Genomic DNA, 16,360 nt, shown 5'->3' on the forward strand with positions numbered 1-16,360 from the left:
GTATTTTGTTCAGTTTTCAAAGATCAATTTCATCAACCGCCGTTTCAACAGCGACCTTTTTAATATATCATCTTTTCTCTTTCTTGTCAAAGCTTTTTTAAAAACTTTTTCAAGTGATTGTGCGCCGCTGTTGTTTTGTTTTCATCAGCGACGCTTACTAATATACCAAGATTATTAAAAGCCGTCAATACTTTTTAAAAAAAACTTTTATTCTTTTATTAAACGATAGTGTCTATGGTAAATTCCATATCCCTTCGTCTCTATCTTTTGTTCTTCAACAAATGACTTACCAACCAAATATTCCAATAAGCCACTCAAATCTACTGCATAGTAGTTAACCTCCGGATGATTTAAGAGATCTTGGAATGCCCATGATTCTTTTTCTTTTAGTATGGAAAGTAAATGAGCTGCTCCATTTTCTGTTTTTGAATGAATTAAAAAATCAATAGCAATGAAAAGAAGCTCCAGACGCTTTTCTAACTCTTCATCGCTCGTTAATAACTCTTCATATAATTTATAAATCTCTGGCTCCATCTGCTTCACCTGCAGCCAAACGGTTACCTCAGGATAAAACCCATTTTCAATAACAGCAAGGCGGGCAAGATGATGCAGCGAATGCATGACATGATTATAGGCATCTAAATACTGGCCATTCCTAAAAAAGTCTCTTCCGTATGTCCATCTTCTAATTAACTTCGAAAACTCTATGGCCATTTTAATTTTCCGGCCAAAAAAAGGAAACTCCCTCATTTCTTGCTTCACTTTATACACATATTCATTTCGATCAAACAAGACCTTGCCGTGATAAAGCCATTCAATAAACTTTCTATTGTTACCAAGCAGCATCCATTCTTCTAATTGCGACTCTGTTACTATATAGAGCGCCGCTTTCTTATTATCATATATATAATGTTTTATGAAAACGGGCGTTTCAGCTTCTTTTACCATAATCAGCAAAATCACATCAAAGTTCTCTGTAAAGGATGGTTCGTTTTCTTTTTTTTCTACTACAATAACGCCGATTGTATTCTGTTGGCTTGTCCGTTCTTGGTAAAGCGGACGAAGGATGTCCTCCATAGTAATTCCTCCAAACGCAGGTTTGTTCTATCTCTGTACTATCCCCATTATTTCGACAAATAAGGATGAATCCCTTTAAAACTTTTAAATTTACGATATTCTACTGCTTCCTTATTTGTAAATATGATATAGTTTATTTTTAGGAGGTTAAAGAAAATGGCTAAAAATTACTCAAGTAAAATTAATCGGATACGTACATTCGCTCTTAGTTTAATTTTTATTGGCTTTATTATTATGTATGCAGGGATCTTCTTTAGACAATCTCCTTTTTGGATGACGCTATTTATGCTGCTTGGTTTATTGTCTATTATCGCTAGTACAGTCGTTTATTTTTGGATTGGCATGTTATCAACGAAAGCGGTTCAAGTTGTTTGTCCTAGTTGTGGCAAGCCGACAAAAATGCTTGGCCGAGTAGATATGTGTATGCATTGCAAAGAACCTCTTACACTAGACCAAAGTTTAGAAGGCAAGGAATTTGACGAAGGTTACAATCGAAAGAATAAATAAAAAAGAATTGTTCGTTTGACGAACAATTCTTTTTTAATGAACTTCCTTGCTTGTCGTACAATCCGGACACGTGCCGTATACCTCCATCCGATGATGGCTAACTTTAAACCCTGTCACATGCGATGCAAGTTGTTCTACTTCATCCAGGCCCGGGTAGTGAAAATCAACAATCTTCCCGCACTCTTCACAAATCACATGATAATGATCCGTCGTCACGAAGTCGAAGCGGCTTGACGCATCTCCGTACGTAAGCTCTTTTACTAAACCGACTTCACGGAATACGCGTAGATTATTGTAGACTGTTGCTACGCTCATATTAGGAAATTTCCCTTCAAGCGCTTTGTATATATCGTCTGCTGTTGGGTGGGTCATAGATTGAATTAAAAATTCAAGTATCGCATGACGCTGAGGGGTAATACGGACTCCGGTCGCTTTCAATGTATCCAATGCTTCCTGTAGATGATTATGCTCATGAGACACCGTCATGCACCTCTTTTCTTTCTAAAAGGTATTATTATATTATAATCTTTATAAATAGTGTACTAACTCTTTCTATGCTTTGTCAATAAAAAAGAGGACTTTATAGGACATTTGACTCTAAACGTTCCAGGCTGCTGTCAAGCGCCCGCTTTCTTTACTGCTCTCCTGTTTTCGGTACTCGCTCTTTAAGGTGACTCCTACTTTTCATCAGGTCTCGCATACTAAAAGACAAACGTTCCAATCAGCCTGGAAGCATGAAAATAAACATAGGAAAACAAAGTTTTATCTTATTAATATCCCTTTTGTGGATCGACTTTATTCTCATAATCCGTGCCGTTTTCTTTATATATTTCCAGATTGTTCATAAATATTCTCAGAGCACGCGGCACGTATTCACTCGTCACACTTGAAATATGAGGCGTAATCGTTACGTTCTCTTGACTCCACAGCGGATGATTGTCAGGAAGCGGCTCTTCCACAAAAACGTCTAGGTAAGCATGAGCGATTTCGTTGTTTTTCAACGCCTCCATCAAGACCTCTTCCTCGAGCAAGTCCCCTCGGCCAATATTAATAAAGGCAGCGGTTTCTTTCATTGCTTCAAAATCCTCTTTCTTTAGCAAATGTCTAGTTTCTTCTGTACTCGGCAGAATAGACACGATAAAATCTGCCTGCGGGAGAAGCGTAGACAACTTGTCCATCGTGTAGATGCGATCAAAATAGGCATTTTCATGGCCGCTGCGATTGACACCGGTCGTCTTCATTCGGAAAGCTTTAGCAAGCCGGGCAATCTCTGTACCGATTGCTCCTGTTCCCAGCATGAGCAAATGCTTGCCCGCTAACTCTCCGATCGACAGACGCTTGTTCCATGTTCTTTGCTCTTGAAGATCAAGAAATTCAGGGAACCGTTTTACATGATTTAACATGTATCCTACCGTAAACTCAGCCATCGGGATTTTATGTATGCCTCTTGCGTTTGTGACTAAGATGCCTCTTTGTTGAATGGATTGAAAAGGCATTTTCTCCATACCTGCAGAGGCAACCATAATCCATTTCAATTTTGGGCAGTGATCAATATGCTCTTTCGTCAAATCCTCTCCGAACGTCACAATGACTTCCGCTTCCGCTAAATCTTCCGCTTCCTCGATAGACTTGTAATAACTAAACGTTTCTTCAGGAAAAGCTGTACTCAATTGATCTTGCCATGTCCGCGGAGGACGAAAAGTAAATAAAATCTTCAACTTTCTCCCTCCCTGCTTCTTAGGATAAATTTTCTTTAATAAATTGGAGTGCTTCTTCCACATGGCCTGCTACTTTTACTTTTCTCCACTCTTGAGCAAGCTTCCCTTCTGTATCAATCACAAAAGTGGAGCGTTCAATCCCCATATATTCCTTGCCAAAGTTCTTTTTCAGCTTCCAAACGTCATATAGCTCACACACTTCATGATCTTCATCAGCAAGTAACAAAAACGGCAAATCATATTTATCGATAAACTTTTCATGACGGGCAACTGGATCAGTGCTCACACCTAAAATTACTGTGTTCAAATCGCTAAATTGATCGTGCTTGTCACGAAAATCGCACGCTTGTGTCGTACAGCCTGGCGTCATATCTTTCGGATAAAAATAAAGCACCACATTTTTGCCTTTGTAATCAGACAATCCTACTTTTTCTCCCTTGTTTGCTGTTAGTTGAAAATCTGGAGCTGCTTCTCCTATCTTTACAGTCATTTTCCTCTCTCCTTTACTTTAAATAAGATAATAACGAGATGCATTCGTCTGAATTATCTTATTACTAGCGTAGCGGATGAGAAAAAATATGGCAAATAAATAATTACGTTGACTCTTTCTCTAACATCGTCCGCACAACGAAAGCAGTCGGAATGGTGTAGCCAATCCATGCTTCTACGAGAGCTACCCACCTTCCTGCTCCCTCGGGCACGATATCACCGTAGCCAACAGAAAAAAGCGTAATGCCGCTAAAATATAAGGAAGTAAAGAACCTGTCCAAAAAAGAAAACGGACTATGCACTTCCTCGGCCCAAACGGCATGTCCTTTGATCTCCAGCAAAGTATAAATCAGCGCAAAGCCTATCATAACAGTTAAATACAGGCATCCAAAATACAAAAAATAGTGCAAGGACAAGTAGCGGTGACGAGGTTGTCCAGGAATAAACATGCCTTTTATGCTCATCGTTAAGCAAATAACAACTGCACTAAACACAACACCAGTCATTTTCCCGCCTCCCCCTGTCCGCGCTTTTCTTCATATATACGTGGGAAATAATCTATTTATGATTAGCGGACTTTCATTGCCTAAATACCAGGGCAGGTCTAAAATGGATATGTATCTATCATCAAGGAGGGCTATTCATGCAACACACGAATTCTGAACAACTTCACGAGGAAGCACTGAAACATATTGTCGGAGGGGTTAACAGTCCCTCGCGCTCTTATAAAGCAGTTGGCGGCGGTTCTCCTGTCGCTATGGAAAGAGGTAAAGGAGCTTATTTCTGGGATGTTGATGGTAATCAATATATCGATTACTTGGCGGCTTACGGTCCAATTATTACCGGTCACGCTCATCCTCACATTACGGAAGCCATCAAGAAAGCAGCCGAAAATGGAGTGTTGTATGGCACCCCAACACCTTATGAAGTCACATTTGCCAAAATGCTAAAAGAAGCCATTCCAAGCATGGATAAGGTTCGCTTTGTCAACAGCGGAACAGAAGCCGTCATGACAACTATTCGTGTGGCTCGTGCTTATACTGGACGCGACAAAATTATTAAATTCGCTGGCTGCTATCACGGGCATTCTGATTTAGTATTAGTAGCTGCAGGTTCTGGTCCTTCCACATTGGGTACTCCTGATTCTGCCGGTGTACCAAAAAGTATTGCTCAAGAAGTCATTACTGTACCGTTTAACGAAACAGAACCATTAAAAGAAGCATTGGAAAAATGGGGAGAAGAAATTGCGGCCGTCTTAATCGAACCGATTGTCGGCAACTTTGGTATCGTTGAACCGCAGCCAGGCTTCTTAGAGGAAGTAAAACAGCTCACACACGAAGCTGGTGCTTTGCTTATCTTTGACGAGGTCATCACTGGATTCCGCTTTATGTACGGAGGCGCTCAAAATTTATTGAACATCACGCCTGATTTAACAGCTATGGGAAAAATTATCGGCGGCGGCTTACCGATCGGCGCTTATGGCGGCCGTAAAGAAATCATGGAAGAAGTAGCTCCGCTCGGACCTGCCTACCAAGCAGGCACAATGGCTGGTAATCCTGCCTCCATGCTTGCAGGGATTGCTTGCCTGGAAGTACTACAAAAAGAAGGAGTATACGAGGAATTAGACCGTCTTGGCGCTATCCTTGAGGAAGGAATTTTAGCATCGGCTAAAAAGTATGGTACTCCGATTACGATCAACCGTTTAAAAGGCGCTTTAACCATTTATTTTACGACTGAAAAGGTCGTTAATTATGAGCAAGCAGAAGCAACAGATGGAGAAATGTTTGGCCGTTTCTTTAAATTAATGCTTTCTCAAGGCATTCATCTCGCCCCTTCTAAATATGAAGCATGGTTTTTAACAACGGAGCATACAGATGAAGATGTCGAGAAAACGTTACAAGCAGTAGATTTTGCTTTTTCTCAATTGCGTTAAGTGATATAATCTTCACCTAATACACTTATCTGAGAAAGGAATCATTTTATTTATGAAGCTGGGTGCACGAATTTTTAAAACGGGCATTGCGATTGTTCTAGCGCTATTTGTATCGACGCTATTAGGCCTGCCTTCCCCGGTTTTCGCAGGCATTTCGGCAGTGTTTGCCATTCAGCCTACTATTTATCGCTCTTATTTAACTTTAATTCAACAAGTACAGGCAAATATTATAGGAGCTGCGATCGGCATTTCGTTTGTTCTTTTATTCGGCAATCACATTGTATTTGTGGGGCTGGCGGCTATTGTTGCCTTAATCATAATGGTAAAGCTGCATCTAGAAAAATCCATTGGCCTGGCACTCGTTACGTTAATGGTGATTATGGAGCTGCAGAATGAGCACTTTGTTCAATTTTCTTTGATCCGCTTTGTAACAATTATGATTGGGGTATTAGCGGCTTCTGCTGTTAACTTAATTTTTCTTCCACCCCAATACGAAACGAAGCTCTTTAGCCAGATTAACCATGTAACCGAGGATACGTTAAAATGGATTCGTCTAAGCTTGCGGACCGGAACAGATTACCACGTTCTGAAAAAAGATATTAGTAAAATCCGCGAACGGCTCATCACCATTGATAATTTCTATTTAATGTATAAAGAGGATCGCGGAACGCTAAAACGCAATCTCACTTCTAAAAAACGAAAAATGGTTCTATATCGCAAAATGATTTTAGCTACTCGCAGAAGCTACGATATCCTGAGAAGAATGAATCAGTTTGAAAATGACATCTCTCTTTTAACGCCGGATTTACAAAAGACGCTCGTCGATTATCTTGATTCGTTAATGAGCTACCATGAGCATTTGCTTTTGCGGTTCGTTGGCAAAGTAAAGACAACGGTCGAGATGGAGGACGTCTTTGAATTAGGAGTAGACCGGGAACAATTCATGTCTTTGTTTACCGCTGAAATAAAATCAAGCACCTCCGAGGAAGATAATTTTTCTGTCCATCTGCTCCATCTCCTTTCCTCTGTTTTAGAATATGGAGAAAATCTGGAGCACTTGGACCAGCTTATTACAAGCTTTTCAAAGTTTCATCCAGATGATAAGCTTCCTGAATTCGAAGAAGACGAATAAAACCCAGCTGTTTTTGGCAGCTGGGTTTTTCATTTAATTTCTCATACGTGGATCAAGCGCATCACGAAGCCCGTCGCCCATTAAGTTAAAGCCTAAGACTGTTAGCATAATTGCAATACCCGGGAAAAACACGGTCCATGGTGCCTGCATAATAAAGTCTTTTGAATCCGCCAACATTTTTCCCCACTCCGGTGTCGGCGGCTGGGCTCCCATACCGAGAAACCCGAGAGCCGCTGCTTCAATAATCGCTGTTGCAATAGCCAGCGTTCCTTGAACAATGATAGGAGCAAGGCTGTTCGGTAAAACATGATGAAGCAAAATCCGGCTGTCTTTCATTCCAATCGCTTTCGCTGCTGTAATATATTCCTCTTCTTTAACGGTCAGCACTTTAGAGCGGACAAGCCGGCCGAATGTCGGCACGTTAATGATAGCAATCGCAATTAAAGCGTTTTGTAAAGATGGGCCAAGCATCGCCACAACCGCGATAGCAAGCAAAATACTTGGAAAAGCAAGCAAAATATCAAACAGCCGAGAAATAATGGTGTCTACCCATCTGCCATAATAACCAGCAATAATCCCAAGGCTTGATCCAACAATAACAGAACCAGCCACGGAAATAAATCCTACCCATAAAGAGATACGGGCCCCGTACACGACACGGCTAAAAATATCCCGGCCGAATTCATCTGTCCCAAACCAGTGGTCTGAAGAAGGCGGCAAATGCTTGTTCTCCAGTGCTGTTTCTTTAAACCCATAAGGAGCAATTAAATCAGCTAGAATCGCCAACAAAATGAAAAAGGAAACAAGGACTGCACCGAATAAAGCTGCCTTATTTTTTCGAAATCTCCGCCAGACATCAACCCACGGTGAAACCGTTTTTTCTTCCTGGTTTACGTTCACTTCAGGTCCGGACGGAGGCAGCTGAGTCTGTTCTACAATTTCTGACATATACACGTCCTCCTTTAACGGTATTTAATCCGCGGATCAATTGCGGCATATAACAAATCAACAATAAGGTTAATGCAAACAAAGATAGCAGCAACGACTAAGATCCCTGACTGAATAACGGGGTAATCACGAAACTGAATCGCGGAATAAATGTAGTTGCCAATTCCCGGCCACCCAAAAATCGTTTCCGTTAATATGGCACCGCCTAATAGCAGTCCTGTCTGTAAACCAATAATCGTTAAGATAGGAATAAATGCATTTCGCAAAGAGTGCTTGTATACGACCTTCAACATACTCATTCCTTTTGCTCTTGCTGTCCGAATGTAGTCGGAACGCATAACCTCCAGCATACTAGAACGAGTAATCCTCGCAATAATCGCCATTGGAATGGTGGCTAAGGCGACACCAGGTAAAATTAAATGCCTAATTACCTCGAAGAACTGATCAACACGCCCCTGCAAAAGTGTATCCAGCAAATATAAGTGAGTAATGGCTGTAACGGGATCACGAATATTATCTCGCCCTGTCGTTGGCAATAAATCAAGCTTTATGGAAAAGACGTACTGCTCCATTAACCCAAGCCAAAAGATTGGCATGGATACACCAACCAAAGCCAACACCATTAATAAATAGTCAAACCATGAGTTTTGAAACCACGCAGAGATAATACCAGCATTAACTCCGACGATAACCGCAATGATCATAGCGAACAAAGCGAGCTCGATCGTAGCAGCTAGATAAGGCCAAATTTCTTCACTGATGGGGCTTCTCGTTCTAAACGATTCTCCGAGATCACCCGTAATAAGATTTTTTAAATAATCGACAAACTGAATATATAATGGCCGATCCAGCCCCATTTCTTTCGTTAGAGCGGCTACCGCTTCCGGTGATGCTTGCTGCCCTAGCAGAATTTGCGCCGGGCTGCCGGGAATAGCGTGTATAAGAGAAAAAACAATCAACGTCATTCCTAATAAAACCGGAACCAGCATGGACAAACGCCGGATTGTATAAGCAAACATGATGCACTCACCTGCTTTCAATAATAAATTCTCGTTTCCTTGCGTCGAAAAATAGAGGAGGAGCTTGATCGCTCCCCCTCCTTTTCTCATTTAATCGATACATCCCCCATTGGTTGCGAACCTGTCGGATGTGGGAAAAAGCCTTCAATTGTACTTTTTCCTGCCAACAATGGAGTGGAGTGAGCTAGTGGCACCCAAGGAGCATCTTCATGGATGATTTCTTGTGCTTTTTTATACAATTCTGCACGCTTTGCTTCATCTGTTTCCGCTTGTGCATCTAATAGAAGCTTATGAACTTCTTCATTGGCATAGCGGGAATAGTTATTAGAACCAATCGCATCTTTATCAAGGAGTGTGTAAAGGAAGTTGTCTGCATCCCCGTTATCCCCTGTCCAGCCAAGCATGAACAGTGAAGATTCACCAGCCTGTACTTTTTCAAGATAAGTTGCCCATTCCATTGTGACGATGTTTGCTTTCACACCAATTTTCTCAAAGTCAGCTTGCAGAGCTTCCGCCACTTTTTGTCCATTCGGCATGTACGGACGCGGCACTGGCATTGCCCATAGATCTACTTTGAAGCCATCTTTATAACCAGCTTCTGCTAGCAATTTCTTTGCTTTTTCTAGATCAAATTCATAGTCTTTCACTTCATCGTTATAGCCGTTAAGAGTTGGCGGCATTGGGTTTTTAGCTGGTTCAGCTGTGCCTTCATAGAAGTTTTTGATTAAAGCTTCTTTATTGACAGCATGGCTGATAGCTTGACGTACTTTCGGATTGTTGAAAGGTTCTTTCTCTACATTAAAGCCCAGATAACCTACGTTTAGAGATGGTCTTTCGAATAACTGCAGGTTTTTATCACTCTTTACTTTTTCGGCATCACTTGGATTTAAACCGTCAATTAGATCTACTTCACCCTTGATAAGAGCATTCAAGCGGGAAGAGTTATCTTCAATAACTTTGAAAATCATCTTATCGACTTTTGGCTCGCCGTCTTTGCGGTAATCTTCATTTTTCACGAGAGTAATAGTATCGTTGCGCTTCCAGCTTTCGAATTTAAACGGACCTGTACCAACTGGGTTTTCTCCGTATTTGTCGCCATATTTCTCAATAGCAGCTGGGCTGGAGATAGCAAATGGTGACATCGCTAAGTTTTTCAAGAATGGTGCTTGCGGCTTGTTAAGTGTAAAGATGACTTTGTTGTCACCATCAGCTTTTACTTCTTTAATAATCGCTGTTTCACTGCCTTTGAAACCACCGAATTGAGAAGCAAAATAAGCAAACTTCGCTTCGTCATTGCTCGTTAGCCATCTTTCTACGTTTTTCACAACCGCTTCTGCGTTAAAGTCTGTGCCATCATGAAACTTGATGCCTTCTTCAAGCTCAAACGTATACGTTAAGCCGTCCTCAGATATATCCCATTTCTTCGCAAGTCCCGGAACAATATCCGTCGTTTCTTTATCGAAGTTTACTAGTGTTTCATAGACTTGCTCAGCAATAATTAAAGACTCTCCATCTGTTACAACGGCAGGATCAAGAGAAACAGAATCTCCTCCGCGGCCATAAATTAATGTTCCGCCTCCGTCTGCACTTTCTCCTCCTCCTTTGCTTCCGCCGCCATCAGATGAGTTTGATGAACAGCCAATTAGTGCCATAGAGAGCACTAACAGGAATGATAGCATCCCCAAAAGCCTCTTTTTCATTTTCCTTCCCCCTCATATCTCTAGATTTATAATTACATCTGTTCGTCATATAAATGACAAGCAGCGTAATGACCTGGTTCTACTTCTTTAAAGACAGGCCGGACCGAGGCACAATTTCCCATCACTTTTGGACAGCGCAAGTGAAATGGACAGCCAGTTGGCGGATTCGCCGGACTCGGTACATCCCCTTTAAGAACAATTCTCTCCTTTTTAACATGAACATCCGGGATGGGTACCGCTGATAATAGCGCTTCTGTATAGGGATGCTTCGGTGAATCGTATAAAGCCTCACTGTCTGCAAGCTCCATCATTTGCCCTAAATACATGACACCGACACGGTCGCTTATATGACGGACAACGCCTAAATCATGTGCGATAAATAAATATGTAAGCCCAAACTCCTTCTGTAAATCCTGCAATAGATTTAATACTTGTGCTTGAATAGAAACATCAAGAGCAGACACTGGTTCATCTGCCACGATGAGTTTAGGATGAACAGCAAGAGCTCTCGCGATGCCGATACGCTGGCGCTGCCCACCAGAAAATTGGTGAGGATAGCGCTTGGCATGCCAGTTGCTTAGCCCAACTGTTTCCAGCAGCTCCCGAACCCGCTTCTTTCGTTCCTCTTTGCTCTTTACGCCGTGAACGATCAGCGGCTCTTCCAGAATTTTCTCTACTGTATGACGCGGATTCAGCGACGCAAACGGGTCCTGAAACACCATTTGGATTTCTTTGCGCATCTTTCTCATTTCTTCTTTTGACAGCTTCGTCAAATCCTGTCCGTCAAATTCAATGGTTCCTTGCGTCGGTTCAAGCAGACGAAGAAGCATCCGGCCAGTCGTGGACTTACCGCAACCGCTTTCACCGACAAGTCCAAGCGTCTCGCCCTTTTTAATATAAAAAGAAATGTCATCCACAGCTTTCACTTCTCCGACTTGACGTCCAAACAAGCCTCCGTGGATGGGAAAAAACTTTTTCAAGTTTTCCACTTTTAATAGCGTTTCCGTCATACGATATACTCCTTTTCCTCTTCATACAGCCAGCAGCGGACTTTTTGTCCGTTTGGTAACGCTTTCAATTCTGGTTTTTCTTTCAAGCATTTTTCATGAGCTTGGCTGCAGCGCGGAGCAAATTGACAGCCGATCTTTAAACTGCCCGGCTTAGGCACGTTTCCTGGTATAGAGAACAATCGATCTTTTTTTCTGCGCATGTCAGGAACTGATCGAAGCAGGCCTATGGTGTATGGATGGGACGGATGATTAAAAATAGACTCAACTGTGCCTTCCTCTACAATTTTTCCGGCGTACATAACGATCACCCGCTGACAAAGTTCAGCGACAACTCCTAAGTCGTGCGTAATCATCATAATCGCTGTATTCGTTTCTTCATTTAGCTTTTTCATTAGTTCTAAGATTTGGGCTTGAATCGTCACATCAAGCGCTGTCGTAGGTTCATCTGCGATTAGTATTTGCGGGTTGCAGATCATTGCCATCGCGATCATGACACGTTGTCTCATTCCTCCAGACAATTGATGAGGATATTCATTGATCAACTCATCTGCTCGAGCCAGTCCTACTTTTTTGAGGGCAGCAATCGCTTGCTGTGCAGCCTCTTTCTTAGATAGTTTCTTATTATGCAGCCTTAGCGCTTCAGTCAATTGGCTGCCGATTGTAAATAATGGATTCAAACTCGTCATCGGTTCTTGAAAGATCATAGCGATATCATTGCCGCGTATTTGGCGCATTCGCTTGTCAGAAGCTTGTGTTAGATTTTCCCCTTTGTATAAAATCTCTCCTTCTACTTTGCTTGTCAAAGCCGGAACGAGACCCATAATAGATAAAGAAGTGACGCTTTTTCCACATCCTGATTCCCCTACTATGCCAAGCACTTCCCCTGCATGTACATGGAAATCCACTTCGTTTACTACAGTTACTGGACCATCATCTGTTAAAAAAGAAGTTTTCAATCTTTTTACATCTAGTACAGGAGTAGCCATAACTTCTCCCCCCTTTTTATCTATGAAGCTAATTTACAAAATTATTACTCTTTTACTAAATTTAAAAATATTGTAACAATTTTCTTTTTGAATGTCTATTCAATTTTTAAAACAGCAATTTAAAAAAGCCTGGAGAATAGCTCTCCAGGCTTTCCATTTAAGCATCTAGCTGCTGTACTTGGAAAAGACGATAATATCCGCCTTTTTTCTTCATTAACTCATCATGAGTACCGCTTTCGACAATCCGGCCATGCTCAATTAATACAATTCGGTCGGCATGGGTAATCGTGGAAAGACGGTGAGCGACGATAAAGGTAGTCCGGTCTTTGGCCAACTTCTCCATCGCTCCTTGAATTAAGTGCTCGCTTTCTAAATCTAAAGCGGAAGTCGCTTCGTCCAATATGAGGATCGGCGGATTTTTCAAAAACACCCTGGCAATGGCAACCCGCTGCTTTTGGCCACCCGATAGCTTCACGCCTCTTTCCCCTACTTTTGTATCGTATCCTTGCGGAAGACCCATAATGAAATCATGAGCATTTGCCGCTTTAGCAGCTGCTATGACTTCTTCTTCTGTAGCATGAGGCTTACCCAATAAAATATTGCTTTTCACCGATTCACTAAAGAGGATATTATCTTGCAAAACCATACCGATATGATCTCTTAAACTACGGACTTTAACGTCACGTACATCGGTGCCATCCAATAAAATTCGGCCTGACGTTACATCATAAAAACGTGGAATTAAACTAACAAGCGAAGATTTCCCACCGCCGCTCATCCCAACTAAGGCAACGGTTTCCCCTGCTTTGACGTCTAACTGAATGCCGTGCAGAACCTCTTCCTCGTTTTCATCATAAGCAAAATCAACGTGATCGAACACAATATGCCCTTTTACCTTGCTTACCTCTTTAGCCCCTTCTCTATCGGTTATATCATACTTTTCATCAAGTAATTCAAACACACGATCCATTGAAGCAATCGACTGTGTCATCGTAGTTGAGGAGTTAACAAGCCTACGCAGCGGATTGTATAAGCGATCCACATAAGCGATAAATGCAGCCATCGTTCCAACTGTTAATTCTCCATGAATCACCTGATACCCCGCATAACCAACGACAAGCAGCGGCGCAATATCCGTTATCGTGTTGACGACGGCAAAGGCCTTTGCATTCCACCTTGTATGATCAAGCGCCCTTCTTAAGAAGTTCTTATTCTGTGCTTCAAATTGGGTCTGTTCGTAGTCTTCAATCGCAAAGCTTTTAATGACAGACATCCCTTGCACCCGCTCATGAAGATAGCTCTGAACCTCTGCAAGGGCTTGAGAGCGAACCCTAGTTAATTTTCGTAAGTTACCAAAGAAATACCGGACCGACAGACCGTAAAATGGGAAGACGATCAAGGAGACGATCGTTAATTTTACATCCATTGTGAGCATAATAATAATAGCTATTAAAATAGTGGCTCCATCCAGCCAGACATTCATCAGACCAGTAATAACAAAATTCTTTGTTTGCTCTACGTCGTTAATCACCCGAGAAATAATTTCTCCAGCGCGCGTATTAGCATAGTATTTAAAGCTCAGCTTTTGAATATGTGAAAATAAGCCGTCACGAATATCGTAAAGAATTTTACTGCCTGTCCACTGGGCAAAATACTGCCGGTAATACTCAATAGGCGGACGCAATACGATAAATAAAACAAACATGCCGCCGAGAATCATCAGCAATTGATGCTGTTTTTCTGCGGTGGTCATACTGCCATTGCCGACAATGTCATCAATCACATATTTAATTAATATTGGAATTAATAATGGAATTCCAAACTTGATAATACCAATCAGCAGCGTACCAATAATTTGCCATCCATATGGCTTTACAAACTGCATATAGCGTTTGATTACATCCACTCTTTTCCCCCCTCTATACAAAATAAGAAAAAACCTGTTGAAAACTCAACAGGCGCCGTTTCTTCTATCGAGATATCAGCCTCGGTGCGTCAAATATTTTCCGTACCATTTATCGATAAAATTCGGTGAAAACGGACCTTGACGCTGGCGGATTAACTGAATTAAGTGATCCACATTACGCCTTAAAATTTTATCAATAACTTCCGGATAGTTCATCTTTTTGCTGTGCTGTTCATACTCATCTTCATCTAACAAAATGTATGACATATCCGGAAATACTTTCACATCGAGATCATAGTCAATATATTTAAGCGCTTCCTGATCATATACGAATGGAGAGCTAATATTGCAATAATAATAGATACCATCCGTTCTTAACATGCCAATAACGTTAAACCATTGCCTGGCATGGAAATAACAGATAGCCGGTTCCCTCGTAATCCACGTTCGTCCGTCTGACTCCGTAACAACCGTATGGTCGTTGCCGCCAATCACAAGATTATTCGTTGCTTTTAAGACTATGGTCTCTTCCCAAATACGATGAATGTGCCCGTCATGTTTATAACTATGGATTTGGATGGATTCACCCGCTGTGGGAATCGCCATGATTTTCCCCTACCTTCATTCCAAGCTATTTGCCTTTACTTTTTCCTTTATGTGAATAAATAAACGTTTATATTCCACTATTATAACGATTTAAAAAGGAAATTGAAACAAAAGAGGCAGAAGAATAAGAAAAGGGTAAAGAAATTTCCTCTATTTTAAGACTCTGTTATATTTAGAAATTAATTTTCACTGCCACCCTATTTCGAAAAGAGAAAAGGACTGTTAGCCGCTATAGCGGTAGACAGTCCTTTTCTTTGTGTTGGTGACTCTTATTGGTTTCTAGGAGCTTGTTGGTTTTTACGAGCTTGAGATTGAGCGTTTTGTTGTCTCACTTGCTGAGCATCTGTTTCAGCTCCAAACTCAGTACCAAAGTTTGCAGGTTGACCTGCAGCAGAAGCCGCGTTGCGTTGTCTTACTTCGTTTACATCTGTACCAGCTTGTGTACGTTGTCTGTTGTTTGGTTGGTTTGCCATCATTATCACCTCCACAAGAACTAATTTGCCCTGAGAGGTGATAATTTATCCTTTATTTATTAAAAATTTTAAACCAAAAGTGAGCGTCCTCCGTCCACAATAATTGTTTGTCCTCGGATCATATAAGCGCCCTCTGAAATCAAGAACATGACGGTATGTACAATATCTTCGATGTGGACAATCCGGCCTGCCGGTGTGTTCACTCTTGCATCTTCTAGTATCTCTTCACGATTTGGGAAGTGCTTCAACGCCTCTGTGTCGATTGCTCCGCCCGATACAGCATTGACTACAATGTTCTTTTCAGCAAGCTCGACAGATAAATATCTCGTCAATGCTTCTACTGCCGCTTTCGATACGCCAACCGCCGTATAGTTTTTCAAGTAACGAATGGCCCCGAGCGAGCTAATGCTGACAATGCTGCCGCCTCCTGTTTCTTCCATTAAGTGGGCCGCTTCCTGCGAACAAAATAGCAGAGCCTTGCTATTAATATCCATTGTCCAATCCCAGTGCTTTTCTTCTAGCTCCATAATGGGCCGCTGGACACCTGAAGCCGCGTTGTTAATTAATACATCAAGCCGGCCAAACTCTTTCTTGATCTCGGCAAACATCGCTCTTACTTTGTCCACATCACCTACATTAGCTTTAATCACGAGCGCTTTTTGCCCTAATTCTTCAATTTCTTGTGCTGTTTCAAGAGCTGCTGTTTTGCTGCGTGCATAATTGACGACGATATCATAACCGTTTCTAGCAAGCTCCAGGGCAATCTGCTTCCCTACCCCACGGCTGCTGCCGGTTACTAGCGCTACTTTTTGTTCCATTATTCTTTCTCCCTTCTGTCTGCTCCATTAAATTGTAC

At 41.7% G+C, this 16,360-nt stretch carries 17 protein-coding genes; 3 read left to right on the forward strand and 14 right to left on the reverse strand.

Annotation, left to right across the window (positions count from 1 at the left end; genetic code table 11):
• Nucleotides 1-207 precede the first annotated feature (207 nt).
• Nucleotides 208-1,077, reverse strand: coding sequence for a nucleotidyltransferase-like protein (locus tag A8F95_RS16905; protein WP_065411606.1), 870 nt, complete (start codon nucleotides 1,075-1,077; stop codon nucleotides 208-210).
• Nucleotides 1,078-1,233: 156 nt separating this feature from the next.
• Between A8F95_RS16905 and A8F95_RS16910 the strand changes: the two genes are divergently transcribed.
• Nucleotides 1,234-1,584, forward strand: a complete 351-nt coding sequence (locus A8F95_RS16910) for a YgzB family protein (RefSeq protein ID WP_065411607.1) — start codon at nucleotides 1,234-1,236, stop codon at nucleotides 1,582-1,584.
• Between the two features lie 33 nt (nucleotides 1,585-1,617).
• Here the strand turns inward: A8F95_RS16910 and perR are convergent, their stop codons facing one another.
• The 4 genes from perR to A8F95_RS16930 all read right to left on the reverse strand — a co-directional run bounded on the left by perR (nucleotide 1,618) and on the right by A8F95_RS16930 (nucleotide 4,297).
• On the reverse strand, nucleotides 1,618-2,070 hold the full coding sequence (gene perR, locus A8F95_RS16915) for a peroxide-responsive transcriptional repressor PerR (RefSeq protein ID WP_077247416.1): 453 nt from the start codon (nucleotides 2,068-2,070) through the stop codon (nucleotides 1,618-1,620).
• A gap of 284 nt (nucleotides 2,071-2,354) precedes the next feature.
• Nucleotides 2,355-3,302 (reverse strand): D-2-hydroxyacid dehydrogenase, encoded by a 948-nt coding sequence (locus tag A8F95_RS16920; protein WP_065411608.1) that lies wholly within the window; start codon nucleotides 3,300-3,302, stop codon nucleotides 2,355-2,357.
• A gap of 19 nt (nucleotides 3,303-3,321) precedes the next feature.
• Nucleotides 3,322-3,792 (reverse strand): thioredoxin-dependent thiol peroxidase, encoded by a 471-nt coding sequence (gene bcp, locus A8F95_RS16925; RefSeq protein ID WP_065411609.1) that lies wholly within the window; start codon nucleotides 3,790-3,792, stop codon nucleotides 3,322-3,324.
• 103 nt (nucleotides 3,793-3,895) lie between these two features.
• Nucleotides 3,896-4,297 (reverse strand): potassium channel family protein, encoded by a 402-nt coding sequence (locus tag A8F95_RS16930; protein WP_065411610.1) that lies wholly within the window; start codon nucleotides 4,295-4,297, stop codon nucleotides 3,896-3,898.
• A 137-nt stretch (nucleotides 4,298-4,434) separates the two neighbouring features.
• Here A8F95_RS16930 and A8F95_RS16935 point away from each other — a divergent pair, with 137 nt between their 5' ends.
• Both A8F95_RS16935 and A8F95_RS16940 read left to right on the forward strand, forming a co-directional pair.
• On the forward strand, nucleotides 4,435-5,724 hold the full coding sequence (locus A8F95_RS16935; RefSeq protein WP_065411611.1) for a glutamate-1-semialdehyde 2,1-aminomutase: 1,290 nt from the start codon (nucleotides 4,435-4,437) through the stop codon (nucleotides 5,722-5,724).
• A 52-nt stretch (nucleotides 5,725-5,776) separates the two neighbouring features.
• On the forward strand, nucleotides 5,777-6,856 hold the full coding sequence (locus A8F95_RS16940; protein ID WP_065411612.1) for an FUSC family protein: 1,080 nt from the start codon (nucleotides 5,777-5,779) through the stop codon (nucleotides 6,854-6,856).
• A 33-nt stretch (nucleotides 6,857-6,889) separates the two neighbouring features.
• On the opposite strand, the gene A8F95_RS16945 is transcribed toward A8F95_RS16940, so the two are convergent.
• The 9 genes from A8F95_RS16945 to fabL form a co-directional block, all read right to left on the reverse strand.
• The gene (locus A8F95_RS16945) at nucleotides 6,890-7,804 is read right to left on the reverse strand and encodes an ABC transporter permease (RefSeq protein ID WP_065411613.1); all 915 of its coding nucleotides are present in this window, start codon (nucleotides 7,802-7,804) and stop codon (nucleotides 6,890-6,892) included.
• A 14-nt stretch (nucleotides 7,805-7,818) separates the two neighbouring features.
• On the reverse strand, nucleotides 7,819-8,823 hold the full coding sequence (locus tag A8F95_RS16950) for an ABC transporter permease (protein WP_065411820.1): 1,005 nt from the start codon (nucleotides 8,821-8,823) through the stop codon (nucleotides 7,819-7,821).
• A gap of 86 nt (nucleotides 8,824-8,909) precedes the next feature.
• Nucleotides 8,910-10,523: an ABC transporter substrate-binding protein gene (locus tag A8F95_RS16955; RefSeq protein ID WP_065411614.1), complete on the reverse strand. Its 1,614-nt coding sequence runs from the start codon at nucleotides 10,521-10,523 to the stop codon at nucleotides 8,910-8,912.
• Between the two features lie 32 nt (nucleotides 10,524-10,555).
• A complete protein-coding gene (locus A8F95_RS16960) occupies nucleotides 10,556-11,533 on the reverse strand; it encodes an ABC transporter ATP-binding protein (RefSeq protein WP_065411615.1) in 978 nt (325 codons plus the stop codon).
• A complete protein-coding gene (locus A8F95_RS16965) occupies nucleotides 11,530-12,519 on the reverse strand; it encodes an ABC transporter ATP-binding protein (RefSeq protein WP_049660478.1) in 990 nt (329 codons plus the stop codon). Before A8F95_RS16965 ends, A8F95_RS16960 begins: the two co-directional genes overlap by 4 nt.
• A 157-nt stretch (nucleotides 12,520-12,676) precedes the next feature.
• Nucleotides 12,677-14,425, reverse strand: coding sequence for an ABC transporter ATP-binding protein (locus tag A8F95_RS16970; RefSeq protein WP_065411616.1), 1,749 nt, complete (start codon nucleotides 14,423-14,425; stop codon nucleotides 12,677-12,679).
• A 75-nt stretch (nucleotides 14,426-14,500) separates the two neighbouring features.
• The gene (ntdP, locus tag A8F95_RS16975; protein WP_049660473.1) at nucleotides 14,501-15,031 is read right to left on the reverse strand and encodes a nucleoside tri-diphosphate phosphatase; all 531 of its coding nucleotides are present in this window, start codon (nucleotides 15,029-15,031) and stop codon (nucleotides 14,501-14,503) included.
• Nucleotides 15,032-15,300: 269 nt separating this feature from the next.
• Entirely contained in the window at nucleotides 15,301-15,504 is a 204-nt protein-coding gene (locus A8F95_RS16980) for a gamma-type small acid-soluble spore protein (RefSeq protein ID WP_049660472.1), read from the reverse strand.
• Between the two features lie 68 nt (nucleotides 15,505-15,572).
• On the reverse strand, nucleotides 15,573-16,322 hold the full coding sequence (gene fabL / locus A8F95_RS16985) for an enoyl-[acyl-carrier-protein] reductase FabL (protein ID WP_065411617.1): 750 nt from the start codon (nucleotides 16,320-16,322) through the stop codon (nucleotides 15,573-15,575).
• Nucleotides 16,323-16,360 lie beyond the last annotated feature (38 nt).

Origin of the sequence: Pseudobacillus wudalianchiensis (genome assembly GCF_001685015.1) — a bacterium.
In the GTDB taxonomy this organism is placed as follows: domain Bacteria; phylum Bacillota; class Bacilli; order Bacillales; family Domibacillaceae; genus Pseudobacillus; species Pseudobacillus wudalianchiensis.

What these genes read in the sequence shown, in the direction of transcription:
- A8F95_RS16905 (WP_065411606.1), bottom strand. Translation starts at nt 1,077, where the DNA reads ATGGAGGACATCCTTCGTCCGCTTTACCAAGAACGGACAAGCCAACAG.
- A8F95_RS16960 (WP_065411615.1), bottom strand. Translation starts at nt 11,533, where the DNA reads ATGACGGAAACGCTATTAAAAGTGGAAAACTTGAAAAAGTTTTTTCCC.
- A8F95_RS16935 (WP_065411611.1), top strand. Translation starts at nt 4,435, where the DNA reads ATGCAACACACGAATTCTGAACAACTTCACGAGGAAGCACTGAAACAT.
- A8F95_RS16930 (WP_065411610.1), bottom strand. Translation starts at nt 4,297, where the DNA reads ATGACTGGTGTTGTGTTTAGTGCAGTTGTTATTTGCTTAACGATGAGC.
- A8F95_RS16940 (WP_065411612.1), top strand. Translation starts at nt 5,777, where the DNA reads ATGAAGCTGGGTGCACGAATTTTTAAAACGGGCATTGCGATTGTTCTA.
- A8F95_RS16945 (WP_065411613.1), bottom strand. Translation starts at nt 7,804, where the DNA reads ATGTCAGAAATTGTAGAACAGACTCAGCTGCCTCCGTCCGGACCTGAA.
- A8F95_RS16910 (WP_065411607.1), top strand. Translation starts at nt 1,234, where the DNA reads ATGGCTAAAAATTACTCAAGTAAAATTAATCGGATACGTACATTCGCT.
- A8F95_RS16965 (WP_049660478.1), bottom strand. Translation starts at nt 12,519, where the DNA reads ATGGCTACTCCTGTACTAGATGTAAAAAGATTGAAAACTTCTTTTTTA.
- A8F95_RS16950 (WP_065411820.1), bottom strand. Translation starts at nt 8,823, where the DNA reads ATGTTTGCTTATACAATCCGGCGTTTGTCCATGCTGGTTCCGGTTTTA.
- A8F95_RS16980 (WP_049660472.1), bottom strand. Translation starts at nt 15,504, where the DNA reads ATGGCAAACCAACCAAACAACAGACAACGTACACAAGCTGGTACAGAT.
- ntdP (WP_049660473.1), bottom strand. Translation starts at nt 15,031, where the DNA reads ATGGCGATTCCCACAGCGGGTGAATCCATCCAAATCCATAGTTATAAA.
- perR (WP_077247416.1), bottom strand. Translation starts at nt 2,070, where the DNA reads ATGACGGTGTCTCATGAGCATAATCATCTACAGGAAGCATTGGATACA.
- bcp (WP_065411609.1), bottom strand. Translation starts at nt 3,792, where the DNA reads ATGACTGTAAAGATAGGAGAAGCAGCTCCAGATTTTCAACTAACAGCA.
- fabL (WP_065411617.1), bottom strand. Translation starts at nt 16,322, where the DNA reads ATGGAACAAAAAGTAGCGCTAGTAACCGGCAGCAGCCGTGGGGTAGGG.
- A8F95_RS16955 (WP_065411614.1), bottom strand. Translation starts at nt 10,523, where the DNA reads ATGAAAAAGAGGCTTTTGGGGATGCTATCATTCCTGTTAGTGCTCTCT.